This is a genomic window from Thermomonas fusca DSM 15424 (genome assembly GCF_000423885.1).
Taxonomy (GTDB): Bacteria; Pseudomonadota; Gammaproteobacteria; order Xanthomonadales; family Xanthomonadaceae; genus Thermomonas; species Thermomonas fusca.
In genome coordinates this window covers 25,865-40,570 of sequence record NZ_AUIV01000009.1, presented here as the reverse complement: position 1 = coordinate 40,570, position 14,706 = coordinate 25,865, and the positions used below count along the sequence as shown (strand labels likewise).

The 14,706-nt window shown below is 68.9% G+C and carries 16 protein-coding genes; 12 read left to right on the top strand and 4 right to left on the bottom strand.

Going from position 1 to position 14,706, the window contains the following annotated elements; all coding sequences use genetic code 11:
* Nucleotides 1-9: 9 nt before the first annotated feature.
* Nucleotides 10-363, bottom strand: a complete 354-nt coding sequence (locus tag G582_RS0104915; RefSeq protein ID WP_028838879.1) for a GFA family protein — start codon at nucleotides 361-363, stop codon at nucleotides 10-12.
* A 95-nt stretch (nucleotides 364-458) separates the two neighbouring features.
* On the opposite strand from G582_RS0104915, the gene G582_RS0104910 reads away from it, so the two are divergent.
* The 3 genes from G582_RS0104910 to G582_RS15565 all read left to right on the top strand — a co-directional run bounded on the left by G582_RS0104910 (nucleotide 459) and on the right by G582_RS15565 (nucleotide 4,225).
* Nucleotides 459-2,657, top strand: coding sequence for a M1 family metallopeptidase (locus G582_RS0104910; protein ID WP_051246730.1), 2,199 nt, complete (start codon nucleotides 459-461; stop codon nucleotides 2,655-2,657).
* An 8-nt stretch (nucleotides 2,658-2,665) separates the two neighbouring features.
* Nucleotides 2,666-3,556, top strand: coding sequence for a hypothetical protein (locus G582_RS0104905; protein WP_028838877.1), 891 nt, complete (start codon nucleotides 2,666-2,668; stop codon nucleotides 3,554-3,556).
* A gap of 165 nt (nucleotides 3,557-3,721) precedes the next feature.
* Nucleotides 3,722-4,225 (top strand): response regulator, encoded by a 504-nt coding sequence (locus G582_RS15565; protein ID WP_051246727.1) that lies wholly within the window; start codon nucleotides 3,722-3,724, stop codon nucleotides 4,223-4,225.
* A 73-nt stretch (nucleotides 4,226-4,298) separates the two neighbouring features.
* Here G582_RS15565 and G582_RS0104895 read toward each other — a convergent pair whose 3' ends face one another.
* Nucleotides 4,299-5,006 (bottom strand): glycine zipper 2TM domain-containing protein, encoded by a 708-nt coding sequence (locus tag G582_RS0104895; protein WP_028838876.1) that lies wholly within the window; start codon nucleotides 5,004-5,006, stop codon nucleotides 4,299-4,301.
* A gap of 269 nt (nucleotides 5,007-5,275) precedes the next feature.
* Here G582_RS0104895 and fusA point away from each other — a divergent pair, with 269 nt between their 5' ends.
* Both fusA and G582_RS17145 read left to right on the top strand, forming a co-directional pair.
* The gene (fusA, locus tag G582_RS0104885; protein ID WP_028838875.1) at nucleotides 5,276-7,324 is read left to right on the top strand and encodes an elongation factor G; all 2,049 of its coding nucleotides are present in this window, start codon (nucleotides 5,276-5,278) and stop codon (nucleotides 7,322-7,324) included.
* 66 nt (nucleotides 7,325-7,390) lie between these two features.
* Nucleotides 7,391-8,002 carry a hypothetical protein gene (locus G582_RS17145; RefSeq protein ID WP_051246724.1) on the top strand — a complete coding sequence of 204 codons (612 nt, stop codon included), beginning with the start codon at nucleotides 7,391-7,393 and terminating at the stop codon, nucleotides 8,000-8,002.
* A gap of 68 nt (nucleotides 8,003-8,070) precedes the next feature.
* On the opposite strand, the gene G582_RS0104875 is transcribed toward G582_RS17145, so the two are convergent.
* Entirely contained in the window at nucleotides 8,071-8,535 is a 465-nt protein-coding gene (locus G582_RS0104875; RefSeq protein WP_028838874.1) for an SET domain-containing protein, read from the bottom strand.
* Nucleotides 8,536-8,646: 111 nt separating this feature from the next.
* Nucleotides 8,647-8,898: a hypothetical protein gene (locus tag G582_RS0104870; RefSeq protein WP_028838873.1), complete on the bottom strand. Its 252-nt coding sequence runs from the start codon at nucleotides 8,896-8,898 to the stop codon at nucleotides 8,647-8,649.
* A 181-nt stretch (nucleotides 8,899-9,079) separates the two neighbouring features.
* Here G582_RS0104870 and G582_RS0104865 point away from each other — a divergent pair, with 181 nt between their 5' ends.
* The 7 genes from G582_RS0104865 to sufD all read left to right on the top strand — a co-directional run bounded on the left by G582_RS0104865 (nucleotide 9,080) and on the right by sufD (nucleotide 14,695).
* Nucleotides 9,080-10,033, top strand: coding sequence for an alpha/beta hydrolase (locus G582_RS0104865; RefSeq protein ID WP_028838872.1), 954 nt, complete (start codon nucleotides 9,080-9,082; stop codon nucleotides 10,031-10,033).
* Between the two features lie 65 nt (nucleotides 10,034-10,098).
* Entirely contained in the window at nucleotides 10,099-10,548 is a 450-nt protein-coding gene (locus tag G582_RS0104860) for an SUF system Fe-S cluster assembly regulator (RefSeq protein ID WP_028838871.1), read from the top strand.
* A 10-nt stretch (nucleotides 10,549-10,558) separates the two neighbouring features.
* Nucleotides 10,559-12,004, top strand: coding sequence for a Fe-S cluster assembly protein SufB (gene sufB / locus G582_RS0104855; RefSeq protein ID WP_028838870.1), 1,446 nt, complete (start codon nucleotides 10,559-10,561; stop codon nucleotides 12,002-12,004).
* The gene (locus G582_RS0104850; RefSeq protein WP_028838869.1) at nucleotides 12,001-12,204 is read left to right on the top strand and encodes a hypothetical protein; all 204 of its coding nucleotides are present in this window, start codon (nucleotides 12,001-12,003) and stop codon (nucleotides 12,202-12,204) included. The genes sufB and G582_RS0104850 overlap by 4 nt, the downstream gene beginning before the upstream one ends.
* Nucleotides 12,188-12,691: a hypothetical protein gene (locus tag G582_RS15555; RefSeq protein WP_038052975.1), complete on the top strand. Its 504-nt coding sequence runs from the start codon at nucleotides 12,188-12,190 to the stop codon at nucleotides 12,689-12,691. Before G582_RS0104850 ends, G582_RS15555 begins: the two co-directional genes overlap by 17 nt.
* Entirely contained in the window at nucleotides 12,675-13,436 is a 762-nt protein-coding gene (gene sufC / locus G582_RS0104840; protein ID WP_028838868.1) for a Fe-S cluster assembly ATPase SufC, read from the top strand. Before G582_RS15555 ends, sufC begins: the two co-directional genes overlap by 17 nt.
* On the top strand, nucleotides 13,436-14,695 hold the full coding sequence (sufD, locus tag G582_RS0104835) for a Fe-S cluster assembly protein SufD (RefSeq protein ID WP_028838867.1): 1,260 nt from the start codon (nucleotides 13,436-13,438) through the stop codon (nucleotides 14,693-14,695). The genes sufC and sufD overlap by 1 nt, the downstream gene beginning before the upstream one ends.
* The last annotated feature ends 11 nt before the right edge of the window (nucleotides 14,696-14,706 follow it).

Below are 14,706 nucleotides of genomic sequence, written 5' to 3'. Positions count from 1 at the left end.
CCCTGCACGTCAGCGGCTTGCGCCGTCGTAGGCGGTGACCTTCAGCGACGACAGGTCGAGGTCCGGCAGGCAGCGCAGGTTGACCGCCGCCATCGCCTCGCCGCTGCGCGGATCGATGCCCTCGCTGAAGGGCGCCACCCCGCAGGTCGGGCAGAAGTGATGGTGGATGGCATGGGTGTTGAAGGTGTAAGTCGCCATGTCGGCTTCCGGCGTGCGCAGCACCAGCGCCTCGCGCGGAAAGAACGCCAGCAGGCCGCCGCGGCGCCGGCACAGCGAGCAGTTGCAGTCGATGGCCGCCTCGATCGGGCCTTCAACGGTGAACGCGATCGCGCCGCAATGGCAGCTGCCCTGGTGGATTGTCATGCCCTCTCCCGTCGGCCGTGACTACCGGCATGTTGCCACGTCCCGCCGCTTCGCACATCGTGGCGGCAACCTTGCCCGCATTCACCGGAGAACCCATGCACAGCCAACGGGTCGCAGTCGCCCTGTCCACCTTGCTCGCGCTGTCATCGGTTCCATTGCTGGCCAAGACTCCCGTCGCTGCCGCGCCCGGCGCGTCAGCCACCAGCTGCCCCGCCATCCCGCTGGCCGCCGCCGACGCAGGTGCGGTGCGCGCACCCAGCGGCGCGGACGCCTGGGGCGGGCCGCGCAAGGCCGACGCCGCCACCCTGTCGGATCGCGTGGCCTCGTATTCCATCGACGCCGAACTGGACCCGGTCAAGCACACCCTGCGCGGCAAGCAGCAGCTGAGCTGGCGCAACCGCAGTGCGCAGCCGGTATGCAGCGTCTATGTGCACCTGTACCTCAACGGCTTCGACGGCCCCGGCAGCACCTTCATGACCGAGCAGCGGGCCAGCAGCAGCGGCTTCCGCAGCAACGTCGCCACCAAGGACGGCGAGTACGGCTACATCCGTCTCGACAAGGTGGTGCAGAACGGCGCGCCGGCGAAATGGAGCTTCGTGCAGCCGGACGGCGGCCCGAAGACCGACCGCAGCGTGGTCCGCATCGACCTGCCGCAGCCGGTGGCGGCGGGGGCAACCACCACGCTGGACATCGACTTCTTCGACCAGCTGCCGCGGGTGGTGGCACGCACCGGCTACTACGGCAGCTTCCACCTGGTGGCGCAATGGTTCCCGAAGATCGGCGTGCTGGAACTGCCGGGCGAGCGCGGCGCCACCGCGCCGCGCTGGAACGCGCACGAGTTCCACCTGCACAGCGAGTTCTTCGCCGATTTCGGCAGCTACGACGTGCGCCTCACCGTGCCGAAGGACTACACCATCGGCGCCACCGGCCAGCAGGTCGGCACACCGGCGACCAAGGACGGCAAGACCACCCACCGCTACGTCCAGCACGACGTCCACGACTTCGCCTGGACCGCCGACAAGCGCTACGCCAAGCCGCTGGTGAAGACCTGGCAGGGCCCGCGCGGACCGGTCGAAGTCAAGGTGCTGTACACCCCCGACTACGCCTCCAACGCGGAGCCCGTGCTGCAGGCCACCATCGACTCGCTGGACTATTTCTCGAAGACGCTCGGCCCGTACCCGTACAAGACCGCCACCGCGGTGGTGCCGCCCTACGGCGCCGACGAAGCCGGCGGCATGGAATATCCGACCTTCTTCACCGCCGACAGCACCAAGATGGTGGAACCCGGCAGCATCGGCCGCTGGATGCTGGACTTCGTCACCGTGCACGAGTTCGGCCACGGCTATTTCTACGGGATCCTCGCCTCCAACGAGTTCGAGGAACCGATGCTCGACGAAGGCATGAACGAGTACTGGGACCAGCGGATGATGACCGCGCGCAGGCAGGGCCTGGCGCTGGAGCGTCCGTGGACGCGTTGGCTGGGCATCGGCACCCGCCTGGCGCCGTTCGACATGGAACGGCTGGGCGCCAGCCTGTCCGACCCGGCTGACCCGCTGGGCCGCAACTCGTGGGCGCGCCTGTCCAGCGGCAGCTACGGCACCGTGTATTCGCGCACTGCCACCGCCATGCGCCAGATCGAGATGCTGGTTGGCACGCCGGCGATGGAACGGGCGATGAAGCTCTATTACGAGCGCTGGAAGTTCCGCCACCCCTCGCTGGCCGACCTGCGCGAGGCGCTGGCCGAGGGCACCGGCAAGCCGGCCATCGTCAACGGCGCGTTCGACGCCTACTTCTACGGCACCGGCCGCACCGACGACCGCATCGAAAGCCTGTCCAGCCGCGAAGTGCTGCCGCTGCCGGGCTACCACGAGTACAAGGGCAAGCCGGTACTTGTCGATGGCAAGGCCATCGACAAGGCCATCGAGAAGCGCCGCAAGGCCTGGAAGGACAAGCACCCGGAAGCAAAGGACGGCGAAGGCGCCTTCCCCTACCGCACCGTGGTGGTGGTGCGTCGCGACGCGATCAAGCCGCCGCAGACCCTGCGCATCAACTTCGCCGACGGCAGCCACCGCGACTTCGCAGTCACCTCGCAGGACAGCTGGCAGCGCTTCGTGGTGACCACGCGCGCCAAGGCGACCTCGGCCCAGCTGGATCCGCAGGGACTGCTGCGGATGGACGCCAGCCGCCTCAACGACAGCCGCACGCTGGAGTCGCAGCCAGCCGCGGCACGCCGCTGGTTCGGCGATTTCACCGCCCTGCTGCAATCCTTCTTCGCCCTGCTGGCCACCATCTGAGGCGCGCCATGAACATCACCAATCGTCCGCTGCGTGCCCGCTCCGCCCTGCCCCGCGCCCTTGCCGGCGCCCTGCAGTGGCGCCTCCTGCTGCTCTGGGTAGTGGCCGCCCTGTGCTCCTCGCTGCTCGCCACCCTGCCCGCATGGAGCTGGCTGGGCGGCCTGCTCGACCACTCGCTGCAGGCCCCCGCCATCGCCGCGGGCACCGCGCCGACGCTGCTGGTCGAAAGCCTGATGGCGGAAGGCGCGCCGCTGGCGGTGCTGTCCGAAGGCATCTGGAACAGCGCAATCCTGATGCTGCTGCTGTCGCCGCTGCTGGCAGGCGCCACCGTCGTCGCCGCACGCAGCCCCACCCCATTGCGCTTCGGCGAGCTGCTGCGCGGCGGCATCGGCGAATACGGCCCGATGCTGCGCCTGCTGCTGTGGTCGGTGATCCCGCTCGGCGCCGCCGCGGCGATCCTGGCAGCCGGCGTGGGCCTCAACGGCAAATTGCACGAAGAGGCCATCGTCGCCGCCGACGGCGAACAGGGCCGCAACATCGCGCTGGCGGTCGGCGCCCTGCTGTTGCTGCTGGCGCACGCTGGCATCGAGGCCGGGCGCGGCTGGCTGGCCGCCGATGCGCGGCTGCGCTCGGCGTTCAAGGCGTGGTGGCGCGGGGTGAAGCTGCTGTGCCGGCGCCCGCTGGCGGTGCTTTCCGCCTACCTGCTGCCGACGGTGTGCAGCCTGCTGCTGGCGCTGCTCGCGGTGGCGCTGCGCCAGCGTGTGGACGCCAGCGGCCTGGGCGGTTTCGTGCTGGCGCTGCTGCTGGGCTGCGCCATCGCCGGCGCGCTGGCCTGGGGCAAGGTGGCGCGGCTGTTCGCCCTGCGCGCGCTGGCGGAGGACGCCCACGCCCGCCGTTGACCCGGCGGGTTCACGGTAAGATGCCGCCCGGGGACAATCTGGGGAAGCCGCGGCGTGGGATTTTTCGACCTGTTCAAGCGTGTCCGCCCACAGCAGGGCGGATCGGCTGCGGCGCCGACGCCCGCGGCAAGGCCTGCTTCACCGGCCACGGAAGCTGCGTCGCAGTTGCAGGCGGATGCGGACAATGCCGAAGCCGCGCACGGTGGCGTCCTCGAGCGTCGCGAGCGCGAGCGCCGCAACGCCCGCCCGGGCCTCCGCATCCTGGTGGTCGACGATTCGCCGACCATCGTCGCCCTGCTCAAGCGGATGCTGCTGCAGAACCATTTCGAAGTGCTGGTGGCCTACGACGGTGAGAGCGCGCTGGAGATCGCCCGTCGCGAACACCCCGACCTGATCTTCCTCGACATCGTACTGCCCGGCATCGATGGTTTCAGCGCGCTGCGCAAGCTGCGCCGGGATGAAGCCACCCACGACGTGCCGATCATCATGATCAGCGGCAACGCCCAGGCCACCGAGCAGTTCTACGTGCAGCGCATCGGCGCCGACGACTTCATGAAAAAACCCTTTTCGCGCGCGGAAGTGTTCAGCCGCATCGAGCACCTGCTGGACGAACAGGGCGTGCCGCGCCACGCCAACCGCCGCACCGAGATCGCTGCGGCCACGCGCTGAAGGCGCACCCCAGCGCCGGCAAAAACGAAGAAGGGGCCGCAGGGCCCCTTCTCCATTCGCGCGATCAAGGCGCTTACTGCGGCTCCACCCCGACCAGCACGCGGACACGCTCGCCCGGGTGATAGTCCATGCGCCGGGTGTAGCGGCGGCCGTTGTACTCGTAGGTCACGTCGTATCCGCCGGCACCGCCATCGCGATAGCCCGAACCCGGATAGCCACTGCGTACCGGCTCGGGATCGCAGACCCGCACCGTGCCGACCTGGCGGCGACCGCGCTGGTTCTGGTCGTAAATCTCGCGCCCGGCCATGCCACCCAGCATCGAACCCACCGCCGCCGCGGCGTAGCTGCCGCTGCCGCCGCCGACCTTGCTGCCCAGCACCGCGCCGGCAATGCCACCGACCACGGTGGCGACGTTGCGCCCGGTCTCGCCGCCATAGCCATAGCGTCCATCGTTGCGGCCGTCATAGCCGCCGTAGCGACGGTCGTAGCCATCGTTGCGATAGCCATCGTAGCGGCCGTCGTTGCGATAGCCGTCGTCGCCATAGCCATAGCCGCCGGCAGTGGTGGTTTCGTAGCAGCGACGGTCGCTGCCGTAGCCCTGGCGATAGCCACTGCCGCCCAGCACCGGGTCGACCCGGATCACCCGCGCGTAGTCGTAATAACGGTCGCCTTCGGCCTGGACCGAACCGTCGTAACGGCCGTAGCCCGCCGACTGGGCGAACGCGACGTTGCCGCCGGCAGCAAGGCCAAGGGCGAGCAGGCTGGCGAGAACACGCTTCATGGCAGTTTCCGGTCGCCGGGAAAGGGAAAGGGCCGGCGCGGTTTGCAGATTGCGCAGACATGCTTGACGCGAAGCTGAACCGGGCGTGCGTGAGCAAATCCGTTTAGCGCGGCGACAGCCGTCCGATGCTGCAGCGCAAGACGACAATCGCCGCCGCTGCGCTAAGGTGAATGCCCGCCATGACCGCCCGCCGAGCGCCCAACGCTCCGGCGCGAAACGCGGACAGCCATGACGCCACGTCCATTCGCACGCGAAGGAGGAACGGGCTCATGTCCTATTCGACCCAGCAAATCCGCAACGTGGCCCTGGCGGGCCACCCCGGCGCCGGCAAAACCACCCTGTTCGAAGCCCTGCTGCATGCCGGTGGCGCACTCCAGACGGCAGGCACGGTGGAACGCGGCAATACCGTGTCCGACTTCGATCCGCTCGAACGCGAACGCGGCCATTCGATCGATGCCGGCATCGCCAGCGTGGATCGCGGCGGCCTGCACCTGAACCTGCTCGACACCCCCGGCTATCCCGATTTCCGCGGCCCCGCGCTGGGCGCGCTGGCGGCGGCGGAAACCGTGGCGATCGTGGTCGATGCGGACACCGGCGTCGGCCACGGCACGCGCCGGATGATGGAGTACGCGAAACAGCGCGGGCTGTGCCGCGCCGTCGTGATCAACAAGATCGACCATGCCGGCCACGATCTGGCCGCGCTGCTGGACCTGCTGCGGGTGGAATTCGGCGCCGAGCTGCTGCCATTGAACCTGCCGGCGGACGACGGCGCGCGGGTGGTCGATTGCTTCCGCAGCCAGCAGGGCGAAAGCGATCTTGGCGCGGTGGCGGACTGGCACCAGAAGATCATCGACCAGGTGGTGGAGATCAACGAAACGGTGATGGACCATTACCTCGACGTCGGCGAGGGCGGCCTGTCCGGCGCGGAGCTGCACGACGCCTTCGAGCAGTGCCTGCGCGAAGGCCACCTGGTGCCGGTGTGCTTCGTCTCCGCGCGCAGCGGCGTGGGCGTGCCGGAATGGCTGGACATCGCCGAGACACTGTTCCCGCACCCCGGCGAAGCCAATCCACCACCGTTCGTGAAGGGCCATGGCAACGACGTGCGACCGGTGGAGGCGCGTCCCGACCCGGACGCGCACGTCATCGCCGACGTGTTCAAGATCGTCAACGACCCCTTCGTCGGCAAGCTCGGCATTTTCCGCGTCTACCAGGGCACCGTGCGCAAGGACATGCAGCTGTTCGTCGACGACGGCCGCAAGCCGTTCAAGGTGGCGCATCTGTTCCGGCTGCGGGGCAAGGACCATATCGAGATCAGCCAGGCGGTTCCCGGCGACATCGCCGCGGTGGCGAAGATCGACGAACTGCATTTCGATGCGGTGCTGCACGATTCGCACGACGAGGACCACATCCACCTCGCGCCGATGGCATTCCCGAAGCCGATGTTCGGGCTGGCGGTGGAGCCGGCCAGCAAGGGCCAGGAGCAGAAGCTGGCGACCGCGCTGCACAAGCTGGCCGAAGAGGATCCGGCGTTCGCGGTCGAACACAACGGGGAAACCAACGAAACGGTGATTCGCGGCCTGTCCGACCTGCACCTGCGGGTGATGCTGCAGCGACTCAAGGAACGCTTCGGGGTGGAAGTGAACACCCATCCGCCGCGCATCGCCTATCGCGAAACCATCGCCAGCAAGGCGGACGGCCACCACCGGCACAAGAAGCAGACCGGCGGCGCCGGCCAGTTCGGTGAGGTGTTCCTGCGTATCGAGCCGCTGCCGCGCGGCGCCGGCTTCGAGTTCGTCGACGAGGTGAAGGGTGGCACCATCCCCGGCCAGTTCCTGCCCGCGGTGGAAAAAGGCGTGCGCCAGGTGCTGGCCGGCGGCGCGGTGGCCGGCTTCCCGATCCAGGACGTGCGGGTGGTGGTCTACGACGGCAAGCATCATCCGGTGGACAGCAAGGAGGTCGCCTTCATCGCCGCCGGCAAACGTGCCTTCCTCGATGCCATCGGCAAGGCGCAGCCGCAGGTGCTGGAGCCGATCGTGGAGCTGGAAGTCAGCGCGCCCGAGCAGCACATGGGCGATGTCAGCGGCGGTCTTGCGTCCAAGCGCGCCCGCATCAGCGGCACCGATACCCTGCGCGGCGGCGACATCCTGATCCGCGCGCAGGTGCCGCTGTCGGAACTGGAGGGCTATGCCGCGGAGCTGAAATCCGCCACCGCCGGGCGCGGCCGCTACGCGCTGGACTTCAGCCACTACGAACCGGTGCCGGCGCCGATGCAGAAGAAGCTGGCGGAGGCGTACAAGCCCCACCACGACGAGGACTGAGCGCTCCGTCGCAGCTGGTTTCACGGATGCGCGCTATCGTGTGCGCATCCGCTTCCGGACCACGCCATGCACCGTTTCCGCCTCCCGTCCGCCGTGCTGCTGGCCGCGCTGCTGGTCGCCTGCGGCGACCGCAAACCCGCCGGCGAAGACGCCACCCTCGCCGAAGAGAGCCTGCCGAAGCCGGAGGCGAACGGCGGCTCTGCGACCGGCATGCCCGCGCCCGGCGCATCGACCCCCGACCCCGGCCGCGTCGAAGACGCCCAGCCCGCCCGGGCGACGCCAACCGACGGCATCGCGCCATCGACCACCGACGCATCCACCGCCCAGACCGAGCCGGGCGTCGAAGCCGCGGTCGCGGTGTTGCGCGACTACTACGCCGCCATCAACGCCCGCGACTTCGCACGCGCGCATGCGCTGTGGCGGCAGAATCCGCAGACGGCGGCACAGTTCGCCGACGGCTTCGCCGGCACCACCGGGGTGAGCGTCGAGATCGGCGCGCCGGGGCCCATCGACGCGGGCGCCGGCCAGCGCTTCATCGAAATTCCGGTGAAGCTGGCCGCCGGCCAGAGCGACGGCCGCATCGACCACTACACCGGCCGCTATGTCCTGCACCGCAGCGTGGTCGAGGGCGGCGATCCGGGCTGGCGGATCGAACGCGCGACCCTGGCAAAGCAATAGGGCGGCGACCGCCTCACGGCTTGCACCAGGGGCTGGCCCCGCGCAGGAAAGCGATACGCCGCAAGCGCTCAGCGCTTGGGCTTGAGCATGGTGCCGGTGCAGTCCATCGAGCCGCAGCGGCAGGCCCAGATCTTCTTCAGCCGCGGGGTGTGGCGCTCGGCCAGGGTGATGCCGTAATCGTAGGTCAGCTCTTCGCCGGGCTTGATGGCGCGTACCGCCTCGATGAACACGCGCGACCTCTTCGGCTCGGCCTCGTCCTCCACCATCACCGCCTCGCAGTTCGGCGCGCAGCTGTGGTTGATCCAGCGCGCGTCGTTGCCCTCGAAGTTGGCATCGATCACCCAATCCTCGTTGAGGGTGAACAGGAAAGTGTGGCCACTCTCGATGTCGCCGCTGTCGCCGGCGTCCACCTCTTCGTGGCTGCGGCGGCGGCCCTTGTATTCGATCAGGCGCTCGCCCTTTTCGATCGGCAGGGCGGCGAATACGCCGTTGCCGTGGATGGCGGACTTGCGGGTGGCGATCTTCTTCGGCATCGGTGCGGCGCGGCTTGGGGAAGGGCCATTGTGCCCAGCCGCGCCGTTCCCGTCACCGCGTGTCCGACCGATCGACGCGTGCACTCGCCATCGATCCGCGGCGGCTGCCAGTCAGCGCAACAGCCAGCCGGCGGCGCCGCTCCAGTACAGCGCCATGCCGATGCCGAACATCGTCCACAACAGCTTCCTGGCGCTGCGCTCCACCCGCCAGAGCAGGAACACGGCGCCGCCCACCAGCAGCCAGCGCAACAACCGCGAACGCTCCGGACCGGGGGCGGCGCTGGCCGCGCGCTCCACCAGTTCTCCCACGCTGGCCTGCAGCTGGTCGGCGAATGCCGTGCGGGATCGGGTCTGGGTCTGCATGGGGCTCTCCTGCGTCCGGATTGGACGCCGCCCATTTTCCGCAGCCGTGTTGCCGGCGGCAGGGGGCGTCGTCAGCCATCGCGGCTGACAGCTGTCATCCGTGGAACCTGCGCGCCCCCGCGTCAACCGCCGGCGGCTTCGATGCGTTGCCGCTGTGTCCCCCAACGCAGGAACGCCCGCCATGTCCCAGCGCCTTCCCCTCTTCGTCGGCCTGCTCGCGCTTTGCATGCTCGCCACCCCCAGTGCCCCGCTGCCGGCACAGCAGCGGCTGCGCGAACGCATCCAGCAGCGGCTGCAGCCACAGTCCGAAAACACCGGGCGTGGCGAACGCGCGTCGCTGCCACCGGGCGTGCGCGTCGAACGCGAGATCGCCTACGGCCCGGATCCGAGGCAGCGCTACGACGTCTACCTGCCGGGCCACGCGCGGCCGGGCGCGCCAATCCTGTTCATGGTCCACGGCGGCGGCTGGCGCCGCGGCGACAAGGGCATGCGCTACGTCGTCGGCAACAAGGCGGCGTACTGGCTGCAGCGCGGCTTCGTGTTCGTGTCCGCGAACTACCGGATGGAACCCGATGCCGATCCGCTGGTGCAGGCCGGCGACGTGGCGGCCGCGCTGGCCTCGGTGCAGCGGCGCGCCCGCCAGTGGCATGCCGATCCGGCGAAGACGATCCTGATGGGCCATTCCGCCGGTGCGCATCTGGTGGCGCTGCTGGGCAGCGATCCCACCGGCCTGCTGCGGCAAGCCAGCGCGGATCGCCCGCTGGGCGTGGTGGCCCTGGACAGCGGCGCGCTGGATGTCCCCGCATTGATGAGCCAGCCGCGGCTGCCGCAGCTTTACCGCGATGCGTTCGGCAGCGATCCGGCTTACTGGCGCTCGGTCTCGCCGCAACAGCAGCTTGAACGCGACGCGCTGCCGATGCTGCTGGTCTGCTCCAGCGACCGCCGCTTCCCGACTTCTCCCTGCGCCGAGGCCCGCGGCTTCGCCGCTCGCGCCGCCGCCCTGTCGGTGCCGATGCGGGTGCTGCCGGAAGCGCTGGAACATGGCGAAATCAACGACCAGCTGGGCCAGCCATCGGCCTATACCGACGCCGTTTCGGCATGGATCCAGCGCGCCTTGATGCAGGTCAGGCGCTGAAACTTGGCGGCGGGGGCGCCAAAACGTACAATTTCAGTCCAGATTCCCCCGCCTGCCCAACCGCCATGCTTCGCGTCACCCGGCTGACCGATTACGCCACTGTTGTCATGACCGTGCTTGCCGCACGGCCGGATGCGGTGCTGAGCGCACCGGAGCTGGCCGAACGCGCCGGGCTGGAAGCGCCCACGGTGGCCAAGGTACTCAAGCCGCTGGCCGCCGCCGGGCTGGTGGCAGGCTTCCGCGGCGCCAACGGCGGCTACCGGCTGGCGCGCCCGGCCGAAGCGATCAGCCTGTTCGAAATCGTGGAAGCGATGGAAGGCCCGCTGGGGATGACCGAATGCAGCGTGCCCAGCGGCCAGTGCGGCATCGAGCACAGCTGCGGCGTGCGCGCCAACTGGCGCCGCATCAACGACGTGGTGGCCGAAGCGCTGGGCAACGTCTCGCTGGCGCAGATGCTGGAACCACCGCAACGACCCGCGCGCGGGCGCATCGCCGCCCGCCTGGCGCAGGCCTGAGGAACACCCCATGAACGAACCGCAGAACGCGCAGATCCACGCCCAGCTGGGGCGCAAGTACGACGCCGGCTTCATTACCGACATCGAAACCGATTCGCTGCCGCCGGGCCTGTCGGAGGACATCATCCGCGCGCTTTCGGCCAAGAAGCACGAGCCGGAGTGGATGACCCAGTGGCGGCTGGAGGCCTACCGCCACTTCCTGACCATGCGCCAGCCCGACTGGGCGAAGCTCAACATCGGCCCGATCGACCTGCAGGCGCTGAGCTATTACAGCGCGCCCAAGGGTCCGAAGTACAAGTCGCTGGACGAAGTGCCGAAGGAACTGCTGGACACCTACGACAAGCTGGGCGTGCCGCTGCACGAGCGCGCCAAGCTGGCCGGCGTGGCGGTGGACGCGGTGTTCGACTCGGTCAGCGTGGGCACCACCTTCAAGAAGGAACTGGCCGCGGTCGGGGTGATCTTCACCTCGATGAGCGACGCCATCCTCAACCACGCGGAGCTGGTGAAGAAGTACCTCGGCACGGTGGTGCCGGTGGGCGACAACTACTTCGCCGCGCTCAATTCGGCGGTGTTCTCCGACGGCAGCTTCGTCTACATCCCCAAGGGCGTGCGCTGCCCGATGGAGCTCTCCACCTACTTCCGCATCAACGCCGGCCACACCGGCCAGTTCGAGCGCACCCTGATCATCTGCGAGGACAAGGGCCACGTGTCCTACCTCGAGGGCTGCACCGCGCCGATGCGCGACGAGAACCAGCTGCACGCCGCGGTGGTGGAACTGGTGGCGCTGGACGATGCCGAGATCAAGTATTCGACGGTGCAGAACTGGTACCCCGGCGACGAGAACGGCGTTGGCGGCATCTACAACTTCGTCACCAAGCGCGCCGAATGCCGCGGCGCGCGCAGCAAGGTGACCTGGACGCAGGTGGAAACCGGCAGCGCCATCACCTGGAAGTACCCCAGCTGCATCCTCACCGGCGACGACTCCACCGGCGAGTTCCACAGCGTGGCGCTCACCCACCACTACCAGCAGGCCGACACCGGCACCAAGATGGTGCACATCGGCAAGCGCACCAAGTCGAAGATCGTCAGCAAGGGCATCAGCGCGGGACGCGGCCAGAACACCTACCGCGGACTGGTGAAGGTCGCCGCCGGCGCCGACGGCGCGCGCAACCACACCCAGTGCGACAGCCTGCTGATCGGCAAGACCTGCGGCGCGCACACCTTCCCCTACATCGAGGTGAAGAACCCCAGCGCCACCGTCGAACACGAAGCCACCACCTCGAAGATCAGCGACGACCAGCTGTTCTACTGCCGCAGCCGCGGCATCGGCCAGGAGGACGCGGTGTCGATGATCGTCGACGGCTTCTGCAAGCAGGTGTTCCGGGAACTGCCGATGGAATTCGCGGTGGAAGCCAAGAAGCTGCTGGACGTGACGCTGGAAGGGGCTGTGGGATGAACGCCCAGCCCGAGCGCAGCCTGCGCTTCCTGGATGCCGACGAGCGGCAGGCCACCGCGTCGCGCCATTGGCATGCGCGCAGCCACGCCGAACGCCTGCAGGCCGCTCTTGCACTGCATCGCGAAGGCAACGCCCTGTTCAAGGGCGGCAACCCCGCCTTCGTCTTCCAGTGGGAACTGCACCATGTCCGCGCCCGCTGAGAGCCCGCTGGACAGGGACTGGCGGGACTTCCTGTCCGCCCTCGAAACCCACGGCGTGGAATACATGCTGGTGGGCGGGATCGCACTGGGCGTGCATGGGCATGTTCGCTACACCAAGGATCTGGATGTCTGGTTCCGTGGCACCGAAGCCAACGCGGAAAAACTCATCGCCGCCCTACGCAGCTTCGGCTTCCCGGATCTGGCCGCCGCCCCCGCTGCTTTCTGCAAACCGCGCGCGATGCTGGTGCTGGGCAAGGAACCCAACGCGATCGAACTCATCAATTTCGCCGACGGCGTCGATTTCGACGCCTGCTACCCCCGCCGGATCATCGTCCCGCTAGGTGGCATCCATGTCGCCGTGATCGGACTGGACGATCTGCGCGCAAACAAGCAAGCCGTTGGCCGTCTGCAAGACCTGGCCGATCTGGAATACCTGCAAGGAGCCGGCGACTCCGGCCGTGGAGACACACATGCTCAAGATCAATGACCTCCATGCCAGCGTTGCCGGCAAGGAAATCCTCAAGGGCCTTTCGCTGGAAGTGAAGGCGGGTGAAGTGCACGCCATCATGGGCCCAAACGGCGCCGGCAAGTCCACGCTGGGCAACATCCTGGCCGGCCGCGACGGCTACGAGGTCACCGCCGGCACGATCGAGTTCGACGGCAAGCCGCTGCTGGAGCTGGCGCCGGAAGAGCGCGCCGCCGCCGGCGTGTTCCTGGCCTTCCAGTACCCGGTGGAAATCCCCGGCGTGAACAACACCTACTTCCTGCGCGCGGCGTTCAACGCCCAGCGCAAGGCGCGCGGGCAGGAGGAACTGGACTCGATGCAGTTCCTCAAGAAGGTGCGCGAGAAACTCGCGGTGCTGCACCTCAAGGACGAGTTGCTGCATCGCGGCGTCAACGAGGGTTTTTCCGGCGGCGAGAAGAAGCGCAACGAGATCTTCCAGATGGCGCTGCTGGAGCCGAAGCTGGCGATCCTCGACGAGACCGACTCCGGCCTCGACATCGACGCGCTGAAGGCGGTGGCCGACGGCGTCAACGCGCAGCGATCGAGCGAGCGAGCCTTCCTCGTCATCACCCACTACCAGCGCCTGCTCGACTACATCAAGCCCGACGTGGTGCACGTGCTGGCCAATGGCCGCATCGTCGAAAGCGGCGGCCCGGAGCTGGCCCTGCAGCTGGAAGCCCACGGCTACGACTGGATCAGGAACCGGCTGGCGCCGGAGGCCGCCTGATGGGCGCCCTGCTCGATTCGCTAGCCGCAGGCTTCGCGGGTGACCCCGGCTGCCGTGCGCTGCTGGACGAAGTACTGCACGACGGCCTGCCGCAGCGCGCGGAAAGCTGGAAGTACACCTCGCTGCGCCAGCTGGAACGCCGCAGCTTCGCGCAGGCCGCGGCGGTGGCCGTCGATGCCGCGCTGCTGGCGGCCATCCCCGCGCCGCGCATCGTGTTCGTCAACGGCCACTTCGACGCCGCGCTGAGCGACCTCTCCACCCTGCCCGCCGGCATCGATGTGCGCCCGCTGTCGCAGCTGCTGCAGGGCGACGATCCGCGCGCGGTGAACTTCCTGGCGCGCCGCTACCAGCGCCCGGACGAGCCCTTCGCCCGCCTCAACGCCGCGCTGGCGCGCGAAGGCGCGGCGATCCGCGTGGAGGCCGGGGTGCAGCTGGAATCGCCCCTGCACATCGCGCATGTGGGCGCGCCGCAGGAGGGTGGCGATGCGGCCTGGCACCTGCGCCATTTCGTCGAACTGCGCCGAGGCGCTTCGCTGCAGCTGGTGGAACACGAGCTGGCCGCCGGCGAACACGCCCATCTCGGCAACGCGCTGCTGCACGCGCACGTGGCCGACGGCGCACGCCTGTCGCATGTGCGGGTGCAGGACGCCGCGCCGCGCGCCACCCTGTTCGCACGCACCGACGCCGTGCTGGCACGGGAGGCCGGCTATGCGCGCACCGACCTGGAGCTGGGCGCGGCGCTGTCGCGACACGAGCTCAACGTGCGGCTGGAAGGCGATGGCGCATCGCTGCAGGCCGATGGCGTGCTGCTGGCCGACGGCCGCCGTCACGTCGATACCCGCCTCGGCATCGAACACCTTGCCCGCGACAGCCGCTGCAACCTGACCTGGCGCGGCCTGGCCGGCCAGCGCGGGCGCGCGGTCTTCCACGGCGGCATCACCATCCATCCCGGCGCCGACGGCACCGAGGCCGACCTGTCCAACAAGAACCTGCTGCTGTCCAACGAGGCGGAGATCGACACCCAGCCAGTGCTGGTGATCCACGCCGACGAGGTCAAGGCCGCGCACGGCGCCACGGTCGGCCAGCTCGATGCCACCGCGCTGTTCTACCTGCGTTCGCGCGGCCTGCCCGAGCCGCAGGCGCGCGCGCTGCTGACCGGCGCGTTCTGCCGCGAGGTGCTGAACACGATCAGCGACGACACCACGCGGGCACTGGCCGACGCCGCATTGGGACGCGCGCTGGCGAAGCTGGGCGCGTGAACGTGAACGGC